This window comes from Burkholderia sp. Ac-20349, from assembly GCF_017104865.1.
GTDB classification, from domain to species: Bacteria; Pseudomonadota; Gammaproteobacteria; order Burkholderiales; family Burkholderiaceae; genus Burkholderia; species Burkholderia aenigmatica.
This window is the reverse complement of sequence record NZ_JAAGPM010000144.1, coordinates 1-19,499: the sequence shown is the minus strand read 5'-3', so window position 1 is coordinate 19,499 and position 19,499 is coordinate 1. Positions and strand designations below refer to the sequence as shown.

Here is a 19,499-nt window from a genome sequence, read left to right as displayed (position 1 = left end):
CTTCCCGGCGCACGAACACGCGAAAGCCACGCATAGCCAGCGCGGCATCGCGGTCGCTGACGCCCGCGGGTTGCGCAACGACGGTGTCGCTGTGCGTCTTCGACTGCATGATGCGGACGGAAAGCCGTCGCAACGGTACGCGGCTGCACGGCCGGCGGCGCGAGCGCCGCGGGGCAGGGGCGAACGAGCGTGCCCGATGCCCAGCGGCAGCGCGCAGACGTCGCAGCGCAGCCGCGCTTCATTCCAGTACGCGGCGTCGCAAGCGCCGCAAATCACGGCGTGTGACAAATTGCCGCACAGTGCGCAGCGATTGGGTAGCGCGACCGTGGCGACGCGCGCTGCCAGCGTGCAAACCTGCGACAAAGCGACGCGCATCGTACGTCGGGCGGAACTGCGGATCATCGCAACACTCCTGACACCCCGCCTCAATGAAGCCTGCGGGGCGAGCGAGTATACTTCGGGCTCTTCGCCAGTGTGCCCGACATGTCCCCAGCTTCGACTTCAACCGGCCGTCCGGCCAATGACGCAAGGCGCCTGCGGCGGATTTTCGACCGCCGTGCCGCCACGTTCGATGCGGTCGCGTTCCTGCCGCGCGAGATCGCGCAGCGCATGAACGAGCGCCTCGAATACATCAAGGTGAGCCCTGCAGCCGTGCTGGACGCGGGCTGCGGCCCCGGCGACGACCTGCCGGCGCTGCGCGCGCGCTTTCCGGAGGCGCCCGTATTCGGCGTCGATCTGTCCGGCGCGATGCTCGCGCGAGCGGGGCAGCGCGAGGTCGAGCAGACGAGCTGGCGCCGCTGGCTGCCGGCCTCGCTCGGCCGTGCACTGGGCCAGCGCGGCCCGCGCGTCGCGCAGGCCGATTTCGCCGCGCTGCCGTTCCCCGGCGGCGCGTTCGACCTGATCTGGTCGAATCTCGCCCTCCACTGGCATTCGCGCCCGGACGCGGTGCTGCCCGAATGGCAGCGCGTGCTGCGCGTCAACGGGCTGCTGATGTTCAGCACGCTCGGCCCCGATACCCTGCGCGAACTGCGCGCGGCCTGCGCGGACGCCGAAGCGGCGCTCGGCATGACGCCGCCCGCCGCGCGCGTGATCGATTTCGTCGACATGCACGACCTCGGCGACATGCTCGTCGAGAGCGGCTTCGAGATTCCCGTGATGGATCAGGAAGTGCTGACCGTCACCTACAAAACCCCCGATTCCCTGCTGGCCGACGTGCGCGGCTGGGGCGCCTATCCGTTCGACCGCGAGGCGCCGCAGCGCGCGACGCGGCGCTTTCGCGCGGCGCTCGGCGACGCGCTGGAGGCCCGCCGGCGCGTGGACGGCACGATTCCGCTGACGTTCGAAGTGATCTACGGCCACGCCTGGAAGGCCGTGCCGCGCACGACCGCCGAAGGGCACGGGATCGTGCGCATCGAAGACATCGGAAAGGGGCGTCCGAAGAATCGGTAAAGCGGTAAAGAGGGGTTTTGTTATGTCTGAAATTAGCAGCGCAAAGCGGGGTCGAATTGGCGCCTAAAATGGCCGAAAAGCTTGTCGCGCTTGGCTCGCGGGCCGATAGTCGCTTGCTTGTGGATGCCATTGAACCCGCCTATAATGCGTCAGCTTGTCGTCCCGGGGTCCCCGCAATACGGGGCGACGAGTCCGATGCAGGCATGCATCGCATGCCATTCGCGTGAGGCGGCGATGGAAGCAGCGAGGGTTTTGGCGGAGACGACGAACGGCGAGCCGGTCCTCGAAGACTGGCTCATGAAACGCAATTGTTCGGCGTCGCCGCGCCAGTTCGTGCTGTTTTACGCGTCGCTCGCGGGCTTCTCGCTGGTGATCGCGACATTGCTGATGTGGCGGGGGGCTTGGCTCGTCATGCCCTTCACCGGAATCGAGTTGCTGGCTGTGGGTGTCGCATTTGCGATTTATGCTCGCCATGCGGTCGATTACGAACGCATCAGGCTGTATCCGCACCGGCTCGTGATCGAGCGGATGGATGCGGAGCGGCTCACGCAGATCGAATTCAACCCGCGCTGGGTGCGGGTCGAGCCGGGTGCGACGCCACGCGATCCGATTCGGCTGGTATCGCGCGGGCAGACCGTCGTAATCGGGCAGCATCTCGCGCAGTACAAGCGCGCGCAGTTCGCCGACGAACTGCGCGTGTCGCTCAGGCGCTGCGGCTGACGAGGCGCGGGCACCGGCGGATATGGCCGGCGGCTTGCGACGGGGGAGGGTTTGAATGGAAATTTTGGGTAAGGATGCTATGAAAACAATCAAGCGAGCCCTCACGGGCGTGCTGGCATGCAGCGGATTGCTCTTTGCCGGTGCCGCCCTGGCGGTCGGTGATAGCCCGGGCGGCCCCCGCGTCAACGAGATCAACTTTCAGCCGCCTGTCACGAAGATCGCCGAGGAGCTCTACGATCTCCACACGATGATGCTGATCCTGTGTACGGTGATCTTCGTCGGCGTGTTCGGCGTGATGTTCTATTCGATCTTCGCGCACCGCAAATCCAAGGGCCACAAGGCCGCCAATTTCCATGAAAGCACGACCGTCGAGATCATCTGGACGATCGTGCCGTTCGTCATCGTCGTGCTGATGGCGCTGCCGGCGACGAAGGCCGTCGTCGCGATGAAGGACACGACGAACGCCGATCTCACGATCAAGGTCACCGGCTACCAGTGGAAGTGGGGCTACGACTACGTGAAGGGCCCGGGCGAGGGCATCGGCTTCCTGTCGACGCTCAGCACCCCGCGTGACGAAGTGATGGGCAAGAAGCCGATCACCGACACCTACCTGCAGGAAGTCGACAACCCGCTCGTCGTGCCGGTCAACAAGAAGATCCGCATCATCACGACCGCGAACGACGTCGTCCACTCGTGGTACGTGCCCGCGTTCGGCGTGAAGCAGGATGCGATCCCCGGCTTCGTGCGCGACACGTGGTTCAAGGCCGACAAGGTCGGTACGTTCCGCGGTTTCTGTACCGAGCTGTGCGGCAAGGAACACGCGTACATGCCGGTCGTCGTCGAAGTCCTGTCGGAAGACGACTACGCGAAGTGGGTCACCGCGCAGAAGGCCAAGCTGGCCAGCGCCGCAGTCGATCCGAACAAGGTCTACACGATGGCTGAACTCGTCGCGCACGGCGAGGACGTCTACAAGGCGAACTGCGCAGCCTGCCACCAGGTGAACGGCAAGGGTCTCGGCGCATTCCCGGCAATGGACGGCAGCGCGATCGTGAACGGCCCGATCGCCGGCCACGTCGAGCGCGTGCTGCACGGCAAGGGCGCGATGCCGTCGTGGGCGTCGCTGTCGGATCTCGACATCGCATCGGTCATCACGTACGAACGCAACTCGTGGGGCAACCACAAGAACGACCTGCTGCAGCCGAAGCAAGTGGCCGACGCGCGTAACGGCAAGATGCCGGAAGACGCGGCGGGCGCAGCGGCAGCCGCACCGGCCGAAGCAGCTTCGGCGCCGGCGCAAGCCGCGTCGGGCGCAGAGCAGCCGGCCGCAGCGGCCTCGGCCGCCCTGTCGACGATCTACTTCGAGACGGGCAAGAGCGTGCTGCCGGCCGACGCGAAAGCGGCGATCGCCACCGCGGCCGACTATGCGAAGGCACATCCGGACGCGAAGCTCGCGCTGTCGGGCTTTACCGACAAGTCGGGCTCGGCCGACGCGAACGCCGAACTGGCGAAGCATCGCGCACAAGCCGTGCGCGACGCGCTGAAGGCAGCAGGCGTGGCGGAAGACCACATTATTCTCAAAAAGCCGGAAACGATCACGGGCGGGGCGGACGCGAAGGAAGCCCGGCGTGTCGAGATCGGCCCGGCGGCTTGACGTGTCGCTGAGTTAGTCGACGTATTCGCATTAGGAGATTCTCATGTCTAGCATCGGGCACGACGTAGCCGCGGACCACGCGCACGACGACCACGCGCACGAAATGCCGCACGGCTGGCGGCGCTGGCTGTTCGCCACCAACCACAAGGACATCGGTACGCTGTACCTGTTGTTCTCGTTCATCATGTTCCTGTCGGGCGGCGTGATGGCGCTCGCCATCCGGGCCGAGCTGTTCGAGCCGGGCCTGCAGATCATGCGTCCGGAGTTCTTCAACGAACTCACGACGATGCACGGCCTGATCATGGTGTTCGGCGCGATCATGCCGGCGTTCGTCGGCTTCGCGAACTGGATGATTCCGCTGCAGATCGGCGCGTCCGACATGGCGTTCGCGCGGATGAACAACTTCAGCTTCTGGCTGCTGCCGGTCGCGGCCGTGCTGCTGGTCGGTTCGTTCTTCGCGCCGGGTGGCGCGACGGCCGCCGGCTGGACGCTCTACGCGCCGCTGTCGACGCAGATGGGCCCGGGCATGGACTTCGCGATCTTCGCGGTGCACATCATGGGCGCGTCGTCGATCATGGGCGGGATCAACATCGTCGTGACGATCCTGAACATGCGCGCACCGGGCATGACGCTGATGAAGATGCCGATGTTCGCATGGACGTGGCTGATCACGGCCTACCTGCTGATCGCGGTGATGCCGGTTCTGGCAGGCGCGATCACGATGGTGCTGTTCGACCGCCACTTCGGCACGTCGTTCTTCAACGCGGCAGGCGGCGGCGATCCGGTGATGTACCAGCACATCTTCTGGTTCTTCGGCCACCCCGAGGTGTACATCATGATTCTGCCGGCGTTCGGGATCGTGTCGCAGGTGATCCCGGCGTTCGCACGCAAGACGCTGTTCGGCTATAGCTCGATGGTGTACGCGACGGCTTCGATCGCGATCCTGTCGTTCATGGTCTGGGCGCACCACATGTTCGCAACGGGCATGCCGGTCACCGGCCAGCTGTTCTTCATGTACGCGACGATGCTGATCGCGGTGCCGACGGGCGTGAAGGTGTTCAACTGGCTCGCGACGATGTGGCGCGGCTCGATGACGTTCGAAACCCCGATGCTGTTCGCGATCGGCTTCCTGTTCGTGTTCACGTTCGGCGGTCTGACGGGCCTGATGCTCGCGATGGCGCCGCTCGACATCCAGTATCACGGTACCTACTTCGTGGTGGCGCACTTCCACTACGTGCTGGTGGCCGGCTCATTGTTCGCGCTGTTCTCGGGCTGGTACTACTGGGCGCCGAAGTGGACGGGCTGGATGTACAACGAGACGCGCGGCAAGATCCACTTCTGGGCGTCGATGATCTTCTTCAACCTGACGTTCTTCCCGATGCACTTCGTCGGTCTCGCAGGCATGCCGCGTCGCTATGCGGACTACCCGGCGCAGTTCACGGACTTCAACCAGGTGGCGACGATCGGTGCATTCGGCTTCGGCCTCGCACAGGTGTACTTCCTGTTCGCAGTCGCGCTGCCGGCCTACCGTGGCGGCGGCGAGCTGGAAAAGGCGTCGGACAAGCCGTGGGATGGCGCGACGGGCCTCGAGTGGACGGTGCCGAGCCCGGCTCCCTTCCACACGTTCGAGCAACCGCCGCACGTCGAATAAGTTTCACCGTGCGCTCCGCCGCTGCCTGCCGTTGCAGGCAGGCGCGGCGGGCGCCGAACCGAAGTGTCAGATGAACCGGAATCCACAAGAAAGACGAACGCCCGAGCAGATTCGCGCGGGTAACAAGCGGCTCGGCCTCATCCTGCTCGTCATCGCCGCCGTCTTTTTTATGGGTGTCGTGATCAAGCAGTGGTGGCTGTCCACACACTGATGCAGTAACGGACGCAGTAGCGAGGAAGTTGTCGTATGTCGAAGCCGGAAGAGGGCGCCGTCGATCGCGCGTTCAATCGTTCGATGCTGGTGAAGCTCTTCGTCGTGGCCGGGCTGATGTTCGGTTTCGGCTTCGCGCTGATCCCGATGTACCGGGCGATCTGCCAGATCACCGGCATCAACAACCTGGTGCAGCGCGATGTCAGCGAGCGCGAGGTGAAGAACTCGCAGGTCGATTACAGCCGCACGGTGTCGGTCGAGTTCGATGCGAACGCGCGCGGCCCGCTCGGATTCAAGCCGGAGCACAACAGTCTCGACGTGCATCCGGGCGAGCTGACGACGATCGTGTACGACGTGACGAACGGGCAGGGCAGGCCGGTCGTTGCCCAGGCGATTCCGAGCTACGCGCCGAAACAGGCGACGGAGTTCTTCAAGAAGATCGAGTGCTTTTGCTTTACGCAGCAGACGCTGGCCGCGAACGAGTCGCGCAAGATGCCGGTGGTGTTCGTGATCGATCCGAAACTGCCGAAGGACGTGAAGACGATCACGCTGTCGTACACGTTCTTCGAGCTGAATACGCCGGCCACGCCGGCGCCGGCGCCGGGCAAGACCGCGGCGCAGGGCGCGGCGAAGCCGGACGCATGACGACGGAGGCGGGGCGATGACGGAGAAGCGGGGCGGGACGTTCGGCCAGGCGCTGAAAGCGGTGCTGTGGTCGTTCTTCGGGGTGCGCAAGCGGCGCGACCTGGAGGCCGACGCGACGCAGCTGAATCCGCTGCACGTGCTGATCGTCGCGTTGTTGGCGGCCGGTGTGTTCATCGGCGTGCTGATCCTGATCGTGCGTGCCGTCGTGGGCTGAAGCCCGCGGCCACGAAAGAATGCAGTGCGCGGCGCCACGGTGCCGCGTGCAGGAAGGAGCGGTGGTGGTCACGCCGCGCAAGAAATAAAGCCGGAGCGGTTTCCGGTACACAAATTGGACTGAAGTGGAGAATCAAGCATGAGCGGTCAAAACCAGACCCCGTACTATTTCGTGCCGCATCCGTCGCAGCATCCGATCAGCGCGGCCATCGGCCTGCTGGTCATGCTCGGATCGACAGCGCTGTGGATCAACGGTCACGACTGGGCGCCGTTTACGGCGCTGCTCGGCCTGCTTTGGTTGCTCTTTACGCTGTATCACTGGTTCGGCGACGCAATCGCCGAATCGGAGGGCGGTCACTACGGCAAGAACGTCGACAAGTCGTACCGCTGGAGCATGAGCTGGTTCATCTTCTCGGAAGTCATGTTCTTCGGCGCATTCTTCGGCGCGCTGTTCTATGCACGTGAAATCGCGCTGCACCAGCTCGGCAGCCTCGACTACAAGCTGATCTGGCCGGATTTCTCCGCCGTGTGGCCGAACGAAGGCCCCGCCGCGCTCGCCGGTCACTTCAAGACGATGGGCCCGTGGCCGATCCCGACGCTGAACACGGCATTCCTGCTGTCGTCGGGCGTGACGCTGACGATCTCGCACCACGCGCTGCGTGACGATCATCGCAAGAAGGCGATCGCCTGGCTGGCCGCGACGCTCGCGTTCGGTATCTGCTTCCTGTTCCTGCAGGGCTTCGAGTACTACCACGCGTACAACGAACTGAACCTGACGCTGAACTCGGGTGTGTACGGTTCGACGTTCTTCCTGCTGACGGGCTTCCACGGTTTCCACGTGTTCCTCGGCGGCACGATGCTCGCGGTGGTGCTGGTGCGGATGATCCGCGGCCACTTCAAGCCCGATCACCACTTCGCATTCGAAGGCGCCGCGTGGTACTGGCACTTCGTCGACGTCGTCTGGCTCGGCCTGTACGTCGTCGTCTACTGGCTGTAAATGGAACAACGGCCCGCGCAGCAATGCGCGGGCCGTTTTCATTGGGGTCGGCCGGGCAGCCTGGCTGCCGGCCTTCACCACCCTGGCGCCGCCGCGACTCAGTCAGGCGGCGCTTTTGCTTGGTGGCGCGGCCGTGCGGCGAAATGTCACAGCGGCCGCGGCGGCAAACGGATCAACGCCCGATCGGCAGGCCGGTCGAATGGATCCAGCCCATCCCGTTCGCGATCAGGATGAGCAGGAACAGCGACACCGACAGCCCGACGCGGGTGGCGAGCGACCAGACCATGCGTTTCGTGTGGCCGCGGTCGTGCATCATGAAGTAGAGCGCCGAGCCCATGCTGGCAATGATGAGGACGAAGGCGATGGGAACGAGTATGTGCATGACACGAACCGGACGACGGCAATTCGAAAGGAAGAGGATAATTATCGCACTTCGCTTTCGGGCAGGTGCCGGGCGGGCCGCATGATGAAGATCCGCTGGCTGCCTGCACTGCTGATTCTCGTCGTCGTCGCGGTCACGATCCGTCTCGGTTTCTGGCAGCGCGACCGCGCGCACCAGAAGGAAGCGCTGCAGGCGAGCATCGAGCGCTACGAGCAGGCGGCGCCCGTCGACGTCGGCGCGCAGCCGATGCCGCTCGCGTCGATCGAGTTCCATCGCGTGCGGGCCACGGGCCGTTTCCTGCCCGAGCAGGCCGTGTTCCTCGACAATCGGCCGTATAACGACCAGCCGGGTTTTTACGTCGTGATGCCGTTTAAACTCACGGGCGGCGGCGTCGTGCTCGTGAACCGCGGCTGGCTGCCGCGCAATATCTCCGATCGCACGACGATCGAGCCGTTCGCGACGCCCGCGGGCGTCGTCGAGGTCGTGGGCATCGCGCGCGCGGACGCGTCGCGTGCGTTCGAGCTCGGCGAAGGCGGGTCGGCGGCGCACCAGAAGATCCGGCAGAACCTGGACGTCGCCGCGTATGCGAAGGAAACGGGGCTGCCGCTGCAGCCGTTCGTGATCCAGCAGACGAGCGACGACGGCGACAAGCTCGTGCGCGACTGGCCGGCGGCGACGACCGGCGTCGAGCGCAATTACGGTTACATGTTTCAGTGGTGGGGCATGGCGGCGGCCGCGCTCGGTTTCGGCTTGTACGCGGCGCGACGCGCGGCGAAGAAGTCGTCCGACGCGTGAATGCGATGCCCGGACGCGGCGAGGACGCCGCGGGTTCGTTTCGAGAGGTCTGATTTGTCCATGCAATCTTCCCGTCAGGGTCCGGCCGCTGCGCCGATCTCGCCGGCGGCCCGCAAGCGCGGCCGCTGGATGCTCGTGCTGCTGGGTCTCGTGTGCGCCGCACCGATGATCGCGTCGTACTTCACCTATTACGTGATCAAGCCGAAGGGCGGCTCGACCAACTACGGCACGCTGATCGAGCCGCAGCGCCCGATCCCCGCGGATCTGCAGGTGACCGACGAAACCGGCAAGACGGTGCCGCTGTCGTCGCTGCGCGGCGTGTGGCTGTTCGTGATGACCGACAGCAGCGCGTGCGACAAGGCATGCGCGGAGAAACTCTATTTCATGCGCCAGATTCGCGTCACGCAGGCAGGCGAGCGGCACCGGATCACGATGGTGTGGCTGCGCAGCGATACAGGCGCGACGCCGCAGAAGGTGCTGGATGCGTACCCGGATACGCGCCGGCTCGTCGCCGACCCGGCCGCAGTGGCCGCGTGGCTGCCGGCCGACGCGGGCACGAAGGACAGCGACCACATCTACATGGTCGACCCGAACGGCAACCTGATGATGCGCTTCCCGAAGGATCCGAACCCCAGCAAGATCAAGGCGGACGTGACGAAGCTGCTGAAGTGGTCGAGCATCGGCTAAGGCAATACGAGAGGCAATGAACCGATGTCGTATCTACTGCAACTCGGCCTGATCGGCTTCTGCATCGCGCTGCTGCCGCTGTCGTACGTGTGGGTGAAGGCCGACGACAACAAGTTTCGCAAGCTGGTGTGGATCACCACCTTCCTGACGCTCGATCTGGTGATGTTCGGCGGCTTCACGCGGCTGACCGATTCGGGGCTCGGCTGCCCGGACTGGCCCGGCTGCTACGGCACGTCGTCGCCGTTCATCGCGCACGCCGCGATCACGGCCGCGCACCAGGCGATGCCGACGGGCCCCGTCAGCATGTCGAAGGCGTGGATCGAGATGATCCACCGCTATTTCGCGATGGCGATCGGCGTGCTGATCATCGCGCAGGTCGTGATCGCGTGGACCGCGCGGCTGCGCCGCCGTCCGCTGCACGTGTCGCCGTGGTGGCCGACGAGCCTGCTGCTGCTGATCCTCGTGCAGGGCGCGTTCGGCGCGTGGACGGTCACGATGAAGCTGCAGCCGGTGATCGTCACGATCCACCTGCTGCTCGGCCTCACGCTGCTCGGCACGCTCGGCTGGCTCGCGGCGCGGCAGACGCCGCTGCCGTCGCATGACCCCGAAGCCGGCCGCTATCGCGCGGCCGCGCTCGCGGCGCTCGTGCTGCTGGTCGTGCAGATCGCGCTCGGCGGCTGGGTGAGCACCAACTACGCGGTGCTCGCGTGCACCGACTTCCCGACCTGCAACGGCCAGTGGATCCCGCCGATGGACTTCCAGCACGGCTTCCACCTGTGGCGCGCGCTCGGGATGACGAAGGACGGCGAGGCGATCACGCAGGACGCGCTGGTCGCGATCCACTGGACGCACCGCACGTTCGCGTTCGTCGTGGTCGCGTACCTGGTCGCGTTCGCGCTGAAGATGCGCCGCTTCGAGTCGCTGCGGCGGCCCGCGAACGGCGTGCTGCTGGTCGTCCTGCTGCAGTTCGTGACGGGCCTGACCAACATCGTGCTGCAGTGGCCGCTGCCGGTCGCCGTCGCGCACAACGGCGGGGCCGCGATCCTGCTGCTGCTCGTCGTCATGTTAAACTTTCGCATCCTTTCAAACCGCCCCGGCCGTGTCGCGCAGCCTGCGCCCGACGCCGCCCCGGCGTGACCGCCCCCATGCAAAGCACCCTCTCCCAATCGCCCGGTAGCCGGTTTTCGCAGTACATGGCATTGACGAAGCCGCGTGTCACGCAGCTCGCGGTGTTCTGCGCGGTGATCGGCATGTTCCTCGCGACGCCGGGCATGGTGCCGTGGCATGTGTTGATCGGCGGCACGGTCGGCATCTGGCTGCTGGCCGGCGCCGCGTTCGCGATCAACTGCCTCGTCGAACAGAAGATCGACGCGATGATGCGCCGTACCGCGTGGCGCCCGTCCGCGCGCGGCGAGATCACGACGCCGCAGATCCTGATCTTCTCGGCTGTGCTCGGCAGCGTCGGCGCATGGACGCTCTATACGTTCACGAACCCGCTGACGATGTGGCTGACGATCGCCACCTTCGTCGGCTACGCAGTGATCTACACGCTGCTGCTCAAGCCGATGACGCCGCAGAACATCGTGATCGGCGGCGCGTCGGGCGCGATGCCGCCGGCGCTCGGCTGGGCCGCGGTCACCGGCGCGGTGCCGGGCGACGCGTGGATCCTCGTGCTGATCATCTTCGTGTGGACGCCGCCGCATTTCTGGGTGCTCGCACTTTATCGCCGCAAGGATTACGAGAACGCGGGGCTGCCGATGCTGCCCGTCACGCACGGCGAGAAGTTCACGCGGCTGCACATCCTGCTGTACACGGTGATCCTGTTCGCGGTCACGCTGATGCCCTTCATCTCCGGGATGAGCGGGGCCGTCTACCTGACGAGCGCGGTGCTGCTCGGCGCGGTGTTCCTCGCGTATGCGTGGAAGATCCATCGCGATTATTCGGATGAACTCGCCCGCAAGGCCTTCCGCTACTCGATCGTCTACCTGTCGCTGCTGTTCGCCGCGCTGCTCGTCGATCACTATGCACGCCCGCTGCTCGGCGTGTAACCGCACGGTTTGAACGCAATGCTCCAATCACGGTTCGGGCGCCGCGCGCGCCAAGGCTGGATGCTCGCGTGTGCATTCACGGCAGCGCTGCTGCTTGCCGGATGCGACAACGCGCCGAAATTCCAGAATCTCGACATCACCGGCAACACGCAGTTCGGCAGCGACTTCTCGCTGCCCGATACGGCCGGCAAGGTGCGCACGCTGGCCGACTTCAAGGGCAAGGCGGTCGTGATGTTCTTCGGCTACACGCACTGCCCGGACGTGTGCCCGACGACGATGGCCGAGCTGTCCGAAGCGCTGAAGCAGCTGGGGCCGGATGCCGCGAAGCGCGTGCAGGTGCTGTTCGTCACCGTCGACCCGGAACGTGACACGCCGGCGCTGCTCGGCCAGTACGTGCCTGCGTTCGATCCGTCGTTCATCGGCCTGCGGCCGGCCGACGAAGCCGCACTGAAGAAGGTCACGAAGGATTTCCGCGTGTACTACGCGAAGGTGCCCGGCAAGACGCCCGGCAGCTACACGATGGACCACACCGCCGCGAGCTACGTGTTCGACCGCGACGGCAAGCTGCGCCTGTTCGTGCGCGACGGCCAGGGCCCCGGCCCGTGGGTCCACGACCTGAAGCTGCTGGTCGACTGACCGGCAGCCGCCGGGCGCCCGGCCCGGCGATCACGTGACGGCCGCCACGCGCCGTCACGCTTTTCCTCTTTCCTCGTTGTTTGCATGCGCCGCCCGTCAGGCGGCGTGTCGGCCTGCGCGCGCATCGCGCAGGCGTCGCGTTACGGCAGCGCGGGCACGTTGAAGCCGGATGCGGCGCGCGTGATCCGGAATTCCGTCACGCGATACGTGGCGATTCCTTCGATGACGAACGGATCCGTGTTCAGGATCGCGTCCAGCTCGTCGCGATCGATGCGGGCCGCGAGGATCACGCCGCCTTCGCGCGGCACCTTGGGCCCGGCCGCGATGAAGATACCCTTGTCGAACTGCGGCTGCAGAAAGGCGCGATGGCGTTCGAGCGCATCGTCGATGCGCTCGAGCGATGCGGTGTAGTGAATGTCGATGACGTACATGGATGGCCCCCGGAATGGTGCCGGCTCTTCGTGTGCCGGCTAGCCGGTCTTTTTAGCACAGCGGATGCGGGCTGTCGCGCCGGTGGTCGCGGTGCGGGGGGCGTGCCGATCGTCGGTTCGCGGCTGCTGCGCGTATTCAAGTTGTAAGCCTCGATGCCGTAAATAAAAGGGCAAGCGTTTGCGCGCGGCAGGCCGTTCGCGCGCAGCGTGCGCATCGACATCGACAAAGGCACGCAGATGAGCAGAATGAGTTTGAACCGCAAGCTGTGGCTCGCGCTTGCGCTGGTATGGATCGGTCTCCTGGGCGTCGGCGCATGGAGCGCGTACGAGACGCGCGCGACGATGCTCGCCGAACGCAAGGCAGGCATCGCGAATCTCGTCGACTCGGCGGCCGGCATCGTGAAGGCGTATCACGCACTCGCGCAGAGCGGCACGCTGCCCGAGGCCGACGCGAAGCGCGACGCGCTCGCGAGCCTCGCCGCGATGCGCTACGGCGATTCGGGCTACGTGTTCGTGATGGACTCGAAGCCGGTCGTGCTGATGCATCCGACGCTGCCGAAGCTGGTCGGCACGCAGGTCGGCGATTATCTCGACCCGGACGGCAAGCCGCTGTTCGTCACGATCCTGAACGCGGCGAAGGAAACCGGCAGCGGCTTCGCCGAATACCGCGGGCGCCTGCCGCACAGCGAGACCGCCGTGCCGAAGATCAGCTACGTCACGCGCTTCACGCCGTGGGACTGGAACATCTCGAGCGGCGTCTTCCTGAAGGACATCGACACCATCTACTACCGGACGCTGCTCGGCCACCTCGCGGTCGTGTTCGTGATCGGCTTCGTGATCAGCGCGGCGATGCTGGTGATCATCCGCAACGTGCGCAGCAGCCTCGGCGGCGAGCCCGACGAAGCGGCCGCGCTCGCGGCGCGCATCGCGCAGGGCGACCTGACGCAGCCGGTGCCGGTGCGCGCGGGCGACCGCACGAGCATGATGGCCGCGATGCACGACATGCAGGCGCGGCTGCAGGCGACGATCGGCGGGATTCGCCAGTCGGCCGGATCGATCGCGTCGGCGAGCCGCCAGATCTCGGCCGGCAACGACGACCTGTCGCAGCGCACCGAGGAGCAGGCCGCGTCGCTGGAAGAAACCGCCGCGAGCATGGAGCAGCTGACCGCGACGGTGAAGCAGAACGCCGACAACGCGCGGCAGGCGAGCGGGCTGGCGAACAGCGCATCGGAGATCGCGCGCACGGGGAGCGACGTCGTGAACCGCGTGATCGGCACGATGGGCCAGATCGACGACAGCTCGCGCAAGATCGCCGACATCATCGGCGTGATCGAGGGCATTGCGTTCCAGACCAACATCCTCGCGCTGAACGCGGCGGTCGAAGCCGCGCGCGCCGGCGAGCAGGGCCGGGGCTTCGCGGTGGTCGCGGGCGAAGTGCGCTCGCTCGCGCAGCGCAGCGCGACGGCGTCGAAGGAGATCCGCGAGCTGATCGTCGACTCGGTCGAGCGCGTGCGCAACGGGTCGACGCTGGTCGGCCAGGCCGGCACGACGATGGGCGAGATCCTGCAGGCCGTCGCGCGCGTGACCGACATCATGGGCGAGATCGCGGCCGCGTCCGAGGAGCAGGCGAGCGGCATCACGCAGGTCGGGCGCGCGGTCACGCAGATGGACCAGGTGACGCAGCAGAACGCGGCGCTCGTCGAGGAGGCCGCCGCCGCCGCCGCGTCGCTGCAGGAACAGGCCGCGCGGCTGCGCGACGCGGTCGGCGCGTTCCGGGTCGGCGGGCAGGTGGGCGAACCTGCATTCGATACGAAGGTGGCCGGTCAGGCGGCGGTGGCGTGACGCCCCCAGGCTGACGCGCGACTCGCGCAAACGCAACTAACGGCCGAGTCGCGCCACCTCCGCCAGCACCGCTGCGGTGCATACCCATATGAGCGGGATGTATTTCACTTCCCGCCGATCCTGTGACACCATTTGCCCCTTCCAGCGAGTCGGGGCATACCCGTATCGCGCCCCATTTCAGTCAAGCAAGAAAGCGAGAAACAGATGAAGCGTCGCAGTCTCCTGAAGGTATTTTCCGTGCTGGCCACCGGTGCAGCGCTGACGCTGTCGGCAGGTGCGCACGCCGAAGACAAGGTGATCAAGGTCGGCACGGTCGCCGGCCCGGATTCGGAAGTGTGGCAACTCGTGCAGAAGGTCGCGAAGGAGAAGGAAGGCCTGAACGTGAAGGTCGTCGAGTTCAACGACTACGTGCAGCCGAACGCGGCGCTCGACGCGGGCGACCTCGACGCGAACAGCTTCCAGCACCAGCCCTACCTCGACAGCCAGGTGAAGCAGCGCGGCTACAAGCTGGTCACCGCTGGCCTGACCTACATCTCGCCGATGGGCGTGTACTCGAAGAAGTTCAAGGCGCTGAAGGACCTGCCGCAAGGCGCGAAGGTCGCGGTGCCGAACGATCCGTCGAACGAGAACCGCGCGCTGCTGCTGCTGCAGACGCAGGGCCTGATCAAGCTGAAGGCGGGCGCAGGCACGGGCGGCAACAACGCGACGGTGCTCGACATCGCCGACAACCCGAAGAAGCTGAAGATCTCCGAACTCGACGCCGCGCAACTGCCGCGCGTGCTGTCGGACGTCGACGCAGCCGTGGTCAACACGAACTACGCGCTCGCCGCGAACCTGCAGCCGACCAAGGACGCAATCGCGCTCGAATCGCTGACGAGCCCGTACGCGAACGTGATCGCCGTGCGCGCGAAGGACAAGGATCAGCCGTGGGTGAAGAAGCTGGTCAAGGCGTACCAGTCGCCGGAAGTGAAGGAATTCATCAAGAAGCAGTTCAAGGGCTCGATGGTCGCGTCGTTCTGAACGCCGCACACCGGTCGTCCCGCTGAACGAAAAGGGCCTGCATCGCGCAGGCCCTTTTTTATGGGCGCGGCCGGCCGACGGCCACAGGGTGCATCGGGTTCAGCGCCGGCTCACATCTCGCCGCGCCGCGAGCAGATCGACATGATCTGCTGGATCGCATAGTTGTCGCGCACGCCCGGCAGCGATTGCACGACACACTCGTGAAAGCGCCGCTCGCGCGGCAGCAGCATCGCGTTGTTGCGATACAGCGCGTCGCAGGAGCGCTGGATCAGCTGGGCCGCCGCACCGTTGCGGCTTTCGCGCAGCGCATTGAGCATGCACTCGTCGTATTGCGCACTGCCGTCGGTCAGCGCGAACGCCGCACCTGGCAGCGCCAGCGCGACGGCCGCGAATGCGATGGCTCGGATCCCCCGTTTCATGTGCTCTCCGAAGGAGTGGACTGGGTCGGCCGACAGCATAACGTAAAGCCGCGAGCGCGGCTGACGCGTTGCGCCGGGCCGACGGGAGCCGCCGCCGGGCGGCCTTCGCGCGCGGGAGTGGCGCTCCGTCGGGCGCCGCGGACCGGCATCTTCGCGAAAGCGCGGAGTCAGGCGGTGGTCTGCGGAAATGGTATCCTCGTGCGTTCGCCGCTGCACGCCTTCCCGGGGCATGCGCGGGCCGGCCGCCACCGCGTTGCACGCGTGGCGGCGCCCGCATGACGGCGGCGGGAATCCATCATCCAGAACCGACACAATACGGGGGAGACACCCATGAAGCGTTTCAAGACTTTCGCGATCCGTTCGATCACGGCCGGCGTGGCCGCACTCGCGCTGGCAGGTGCCGCGCACGCACAGACCGTCAAGGTGCTGTCGATCGTCGACCACCCGGCACTCGACGCGATCCGCGACGGCGTGCGCGCCGAGCTGAAGGCGGAAGGCTACGGCGACGACAAGCTCAAGTGGGAATACCAGAGCGCGCAGGGCAACACGGGCACGGCTGCGCAGATCGCGCGCAAGTTCGTCGGCGACCAGCCCGACGTGATCGTCGCGATCGCGACGCCGGCCGCGCAGGCGGTGGTCGCGTCGACCAAGAGCGTGCCGGTCGTCTATTCGGGTGTGACCGATCCGGTCGCCGCGCAGCTCGTGAAGGGCTGGGGCCCGTCGGGCACCAACGTGACGGGCGTGTCCGACAAGCTGCCGCTCGATCGCCAGGTCGCGCTGATCAAGCGCGTCGTCCCGAATGCGAAGACGGTCGGCATGGTCTACAACCCGGGCGAGGCGAACTCGGTCGTGGTCGTGAAGGAGCTCAAGGAGATCCTCGCGAAGCAGGGGATGACGCTGAAGGAAGCGGCCGCGCCGCGTACCGTCGACATCGGCCCGGCCGCGAAGAGCCTGATCGGCAAGGTCGACGTGATCTACACGAACACCGACAACAACGTCGTGTCCGCGTACGAAGCGCTCGTGAAGGTCGCGAACGAAGCGAAGATCCCGCTCGTCGCCGGCGACACCGACAGCGTGAAGCGCGGCGGCATCGCGGCGCTCGGCATCAACTACGGCGACCTCGGCCGCCAGACGGGCAAGGTCGTCGCGCGCATCCTGAAGGGCGAGAAGCCGGGCGCGATCGCGTCGGAGACGAGCAGCAACCTCGAACTGTTCGCGAACACGGGCGCGGCCGCGAAGCAGGGCGTCACGCTGTCGCCGGATCTGCTCAAGGAAGCGAAGACGGTCATCAAGTAAGCCGCGGCCCGACCGCTGCGCTTGCGGGCCCGATCCGGGCCTGAACGACCTCGCCGGACGGGCGGCTCCCACCCGGGGCCGCCCGTTCGCTTCGCCCGGCCGTACACGTCCGGCCGGGAAGCAACAGGATTTCCCCATCATGTCTCTGTTCTCGTTTCTGGGCGCCCTGGAGATCGGCCTGATCTTCAGCCTCGTCGCCCTCGGGGTGCTGATCTCGTTTCGCATCCTCAACTTCCCCGACCTCACCGTCGACGGCAGCTTTCCGCTCGGCGGCGCGGTTGCCGCGACGCTGATCTCGGCCGGCTACGACCCGTTCAGCTCGACCTGCATCGCGATCGTCGCGGGCGCGGTGGCCGGCTTCATCACCGGCTGGCTCAACGTGCGCCTGAAGATCATGGATCTGCTCGCCAGTATCCTGATGATGATCGCGCTCTATTCGGTGAACCTGCGGATCATGGGCCGGCCGAACGTGCCGCTGATCACCGAGCCGACCATCTTCACCGTGCTGCAGCCCGACTGGATGCCCGACTACGTGCTGCGCCCGGCGCTGCTCGCGATCGTCGTCGTGGTCGCGAAGCTCGGCCTCGACTGGTTCTTCTCGTCGCAGCTCGGCCTCGCGATGCGCGCGACCGGCGCGAACCCGCGGATGGCGCGTGCGCAAGGCATCGCGACCGGCCGCGCGACGCTCGCCGGGATGGCGCTGTCGAACGCGCTCGTCGCGCTCGCCGGTGCGCTGTTCGCGCAGACGCAGGGCGGCGCGGACATCTCGATGGGGATCGGCACGATCGTGATCGGGCTGGCTGCCGTGATCATCGGCGAGACGCTGCTGCCGGCGCGCCGGCTCGTGCTGACGACGCTCGCCGTCGTGCTCGGCGCGATCGTCTACCGCTTCTTCATCGCGCTTGCGCTCAACAGCGAATTCATCGGGCTGAAGGCGCAGGATCTGAACCTCGTGACGGCCGCGCTCGTCACGATCGCGCTGGTGCTGCCGGCGACGCGCAAGAAACTGTTCGCGCGCAAGAACGGAGGGGCCTGACATGCTGTCCGCACAAGACCTGAAACTCACGTTCAATCCCGGCACGCCGATCGAGACGCGCGCGCTGCGCGGGCTGTCGCTCGAGATTCCCGACGGCCAGTTCGTCGCGGTGATCGGCTCGAACGGCGCCGGCAAGTCGACCTTCCTCAACGCGGTCAGCGGCGACCAGGCGGTCGATGCGGGACGCATCTCGATCGACGGCACGGACGTCACGCGCAAGGCCGCGTGGGATCGTGCGCACCTCGTTGCGCGCGTGTTCCAGGATCCGATGGCCGGCACCTGCGAGGCGCTGACGATCGAGGAGAACATGGCGCTCGCGATGGCGCGCGGTGCGCGGCGCGGCTTCCGGGCCGCGCTCGACCGGCCGTCGCGCGAGCTGTTCCGCGACAAGCTGCGGCTCCTGAACCTCGGCCTCGAGAACCGGCTGACCGACCGGATCGGGCTGCTGTCGGGCGGCCAGCGGCAGGCGGTGAGCCTGTTGATGGCGTCGCTGCGGCCGTCGCGGATCCTGCTGCTCGACGAACACACGGCCGCGCTCGACCCGAAGACGGCCGCGTTCGTGCTGGAGCTGACCGCGCGCATCGTCGCCGAGAGCAAGCTGACGACGATGATGGTCACGCACAGCATGCGGCAGGCGCTCGACTACGGCGACCGCACGGTGATGCTGCACCAGGGGCAGGTCGTGCTCGACGTGTCGGGCGACGCGCGCAAGGGGCTCGACGTGCCGGACCTGCTGCAGATGTTCGAGAAGGTGCGTCACGAGCAGCTCGACGACGACGCGTTGCTGCTCGGCTGACGCGCGGCAGGCGGGCCGGCGCGGTGTGCAGGATGTGCATCGTGCCGGTTGGCAGGCTGGCTGGGCTCGGTTCGGCCCGGTTGCGCGATTCGGTTCGCATGCGCCGCATCGGCGCCCGAGGGTGTGGCGGGCGTCCGGGCGGTGCGAGCCGGTGATGCCGGCGGCGGCCCGCCGTAATATCGTGGGCCCGCCGGCTTTTCACCCGTCTTTCATCTGACGAAATACCGGTTTCGTACCAGTACTGTGCGGCGTGGACGCATTGCCATATACTGTATATCCATACAGTTGTGGGTGGCGTCATGCTCGCATCCTCCATTTCTCCCGAATCCCTTCATCCGTCGCTGTGGCGCGGCTCGCAGCTCGCACGTGGCGGCCCGCGCACGATCGACACGGGCTTTGCATCGCTGTCCGCCGAGTTGCCGGGCGGCGGCTGGCCGGTCGGCGGGCTCGTCGTACTGGACCGTCGCACCCGGAATGCCGCCGCCCGCGACGCCCATGCCGACCAGCAGCATCGGCGGGTTCGCCTGGTTGAAGTCGGCGGCCGTCGAGTAGGTGGCGCCGCTCGGCGCCTTGCC

21 protein-coding genes and 3 pseudogenes are annotated in these 19,499 nt (G+C 66.5%); 19 read left to right on the top strand and 5 right to left on the bottom strand.

The window, feature by feature from the left end:
• Window positions 1-127: pseudogene (locus G3N61_RS31955) on the bottom strand (ribosome maturation factor RimM); the annotation flags it as partial.
• A 74-nt stretch (window positions 128-201) separates the two neighbouring features.
• Window positions 202-402 (bottom strand): annotated as a pseudogene (locus G3N61_RS39785) (double zinc ribbon domain-containing protein); the annotation flags it as partial.
• Window positions 403-483: 81 nt separating this feature from the next.
• On the opposite strand from G3N61_RS39785, the gene G3N61_RS31950 reads away from it, so the two are divergent.
• From G3N61_RS31950 to G3N61_RS31915, 8 genes are all read left to right on the top strand, one after another.
• Window positions 484-1,449, top strand: coding sequence for a methyltransferase domain-containing protein (locus G3N61_RS31950; protein ID WP_205824398.1), 966 nt, complete (start codon window positions 484-486; stop codon window positions 1,447-1,449).
• 195 nt (window positions 1,450-1,644) lie between these two features.
• Complete coding sequence (locus G3N61_RS31945; RefSeq protein WP_046544359.1) at window positions 1,645-2,169, top strand: DUF2244 domain-containing protein; 525 nt, start codon at window positions 1,645-1,647, stop codon at window positions 2,167-2,169.
• Between the two features lie 55 nt (window positions 2,170-2,224).
• Window positions 2,225-3,820 carry a cytochrome c oxidase subunit II gene (gene coxB, locus G3N61_RS31940; protein WP_043187220.1) on the top strand — a complete coding sequence of 532 codons (1,596 nt, stop codon included), beginning with the start codon at window positions 2,225-2,227 and terminating at the stop codon, window positions 3,818-3,820.
• A 43-nt stretch (window positions 3,821-3,863) separates the two neighbouring features.
• On the top strand, window positions 3,864-5,471 hold the full coding sequence (gene ctaD / locus G3N61_RS31935; RefSeq protein WP_031401318.1) for a cytochrome c oxidase subunit I: 1,608 nt from the start codon (window positions 3,864-3,866) through the stop codon (window positions 5,469-5,471).
• 70 nt (window positions 5,472-5,541) lie between these two features.
• Window positions 5,542-5,682 carry a cytochrome oxidase small assembly protein gene (locus G3N61_RS31930; RefSeq protein ID WP_043187223.1) on the top strand — a complete coding sequence of 47 codons (141 nt, stop codon included), beginning with the start codon at window positions 5,542-5,544 and terminating at the stop codon, window positions 5,680-5,682.
• Window positions 5,683-5,717: 35 nt separating this feature from the next.
• On the top strand, window positions 5,718-6,326 hold the full coding sequence (locus G3N61_RS31925; protein WP_043187224.1) for a cytochrome c oxidase assembly protein: 609 nt from the start codon (window positions 5,718-5,720) through the stop codon (window positions 6,324-6,326).
• Window positions 6,327-6,342: 16 nt separating this feature from the next.
• Window positions 6,343-6,540 carry a DUF2970 domain-containing protein gene (locus G3N61_RS31920; protein WP_043187225.1) on the top strand — a complete coding sequence of 66 codons (198 nt, stop codon included), beginning with the start codon at window positions 6,343-6,345 and terminating at the stop codon, window positions 6,538-6,540.
• Window positions 6,541-6,678: 138 nt separating this feature from the next.
• Complete coding sequence (locus tag G3N61_RS31915; protein WP_011353274.1) at window positions 6,679-7,536, top strand: cytochrome c oxidase subunit 3; 858 nt, start codon at window positions 6,679-6,681, stop codon at window positions 7,534-7,536.
• Window positions 7,537-7,708: 172 nt separating this feature from the next.
• On the opposite strand, the gene G3N61_RS31910 is transcribed toward G3N61_RS31915, so the two are convergent.
• Window positions 7,709-7,918: a twin transmembrane helix small protein gene (locus tag G3N61_RS31910; protein ID WP_043187227.1), complete on the bottom strand. Its 210-nt coding sequence runs from the start codon at window positions 7,916-7,918 to the stop codon at window positions 7,709-7,711.
• An 84-nt stretch (window positions 7,919-8,002) separates the two neighbouring features.
• Here G3N61_RS31910 and G3N61_RS31905 point away from each other — a divergent pair, with 84 nt between their 5' ends.
• The 5 genes from G3N61_RS31905 to G3N61_RS31885 are packed head-to-tail and all read left to right on the top strand — an operon-like array spanning window position 8,003 to window position 12,084.
• Complete coding sequence (locus G3N61_RS31905; protein WP_241017996.1) at window positions 8,003-8,713, top strand: SURF1 family protein; 711 nt, start codon at window positions 8,003-8,005, stop codon at window positions 8,711-8,713.
• A 60-nt stretch (window positions 8,714-8,773) separates the two neighbouring features.
• Window positions 8,774-9,400, top strand: coding sequence for a cytochrome c oxidase subunit I (locus G3N61_RS31900; RefSeq protein WP_043187229.1), 627 nt, complete (start codon window positions 8,774-8,776; stop codon window positions 9,398-9,400).
• A 24-nt stretch (window positions 9,401-9,424) separates the two neighbouring features.
• Complete coding sequence (locus G3N61_RS31895; protein WP_205824396.1) at window positions 9,425-10,537, top strand: COX15/CtaA family protein; 1,113 nt, start codon at window positions 9,425-9,427, stop codon at window positions 10,535-10,537.
• Window positions 10,538-10,545: 8 nt separating this feature from the next.
• Window positions 10,546-11,448, top strand: a complete 903-nt coding sequence (gene cyoE / locus G3N61_RS31890) for a heme o synthase (RefSeq protein WP_011353269.1) — start codon at window positions 10,546-10,548, stop codon at window positions 11,446-11,448.
• Window positions 11,449-11,466: 18 nt separating this feature from the next.
• Entirely contained in the window at window positions 11,467-12,084 is a 618-nt protein-coding gene (locus tag G3N61_RS31885; RefSeq protein ID WP_043187233.1) for an SCO family protein, read from the top strand.
• Between the two features lie 140 nt (window positions 12,085-12,224).
• Here G3N61_RS31885 and G3N61_RS31880 read toward each other — a convergent pair whose 3' ends face one another.
• Entirely contained in the window at window positions 12,225-12,515 is a 291-nt protein-coding gene (locus G3N61_RS31880; RefSeq protein ID WP_043187235.1) for a YciI family protein, read from the bottom strand.
• Window positions 12,516-12,752: 237 nt separating this feature from the next.
• Here G3N61_RS31880 and G3N61_RS31875 point away from each other — a divergent pair, with 237 nt between their 5' ends.
• The gene (locus G3N61_RS31875; protein ID WP_205824395.1) at window positions 12,753-14,357 is read left to right on the top strand and encodes a methyl-accepting chemotaxis protein; all 1,605 of its coding nucleotides are present in this window, start codon (window positions 12,753-12,755) and stop codon (window positions 14,355-14,357) included.
• Between the two features lie 204 nt (window positions 14,358-14,561).
• Entirely contained in the window at window positions 14,562-15,377 is an 816-nt protein-coding gene (locus tag G3N61_RS31870; RefSeq protein ID WP_043187236.1) for a MetQ/NlpA family ABC transporter substrate-binding protein, read from the top strand.
• A gap of 110 nt (window positions 15,378-15,487) precedes the next feature.
• Here G3N61_RS31870 and G3N61_RS31865 read toward each other — a convergent pair whose 3' ends face one another.
• A complete protein-coding gene (locus G3N61_RS31865) occupies window positions 15,488-15,796 on the bottom strand; it encodes a VF_A0006 family four-cysteine protein (protein ID WP_089451316.1) in 309 nt (102 codons plus the stop codon).
• A 330-nt stretch (window positions 15,797-16,126) separates the two neighbouring features.
• Here G3N61_RS31865 and G3N61_RS31860 point away from each other — a divergent pair, with 330 nt between their 5' ends.
• The 4 genes and pseudogenes from G3N61_RS31860 to G3N61_RS31845 form a co-directional block, all read left to right on the top strand.
• On the top strand, window positions 16,127-17,092 hold the full coding sequence (locus tag G3N61_RS31860; protein WP_043187240.1) for an ABC transporter substrate-binding protein: 966 nt from the start codon (window positions 16,127-16,129) through the stop codon (window positions 17,090-17,092).
• 139 nt (window positions 17,093-17,231) lie between these two features.
• On the top strand, window positions 17,232-18,128 hold the full coding sequence (locus G3N61_RS31855) for an ABC transporter permease (RefSeq protein WP_039346181.1): 897 nt from the start codon (window positions 17,232-17,234) through the stop codon (window positions 18,126-18,128).
• A gap of 1 nt (window position 18,129) precedes the next feature.
• Entirely contained in the window at window positions 18,130-18,924 is a 795-nt protein-coding gene (locus tag G3N61_RS31850) for an ABC transporter ATP-binding protein (RefSeq protein WP_011353261.1), read from the top strand.
• Between the two features lie 299 nt (window positions 18,925-19,223).
• Window positions 19,224-19,376, top strand: a pseudogene (locus tag G3N61_RS31845) (recombinase RecA); the annotation flags it as partial.
• Window positions 19,377-19,499: the final 123 nt, after the last annotated feature.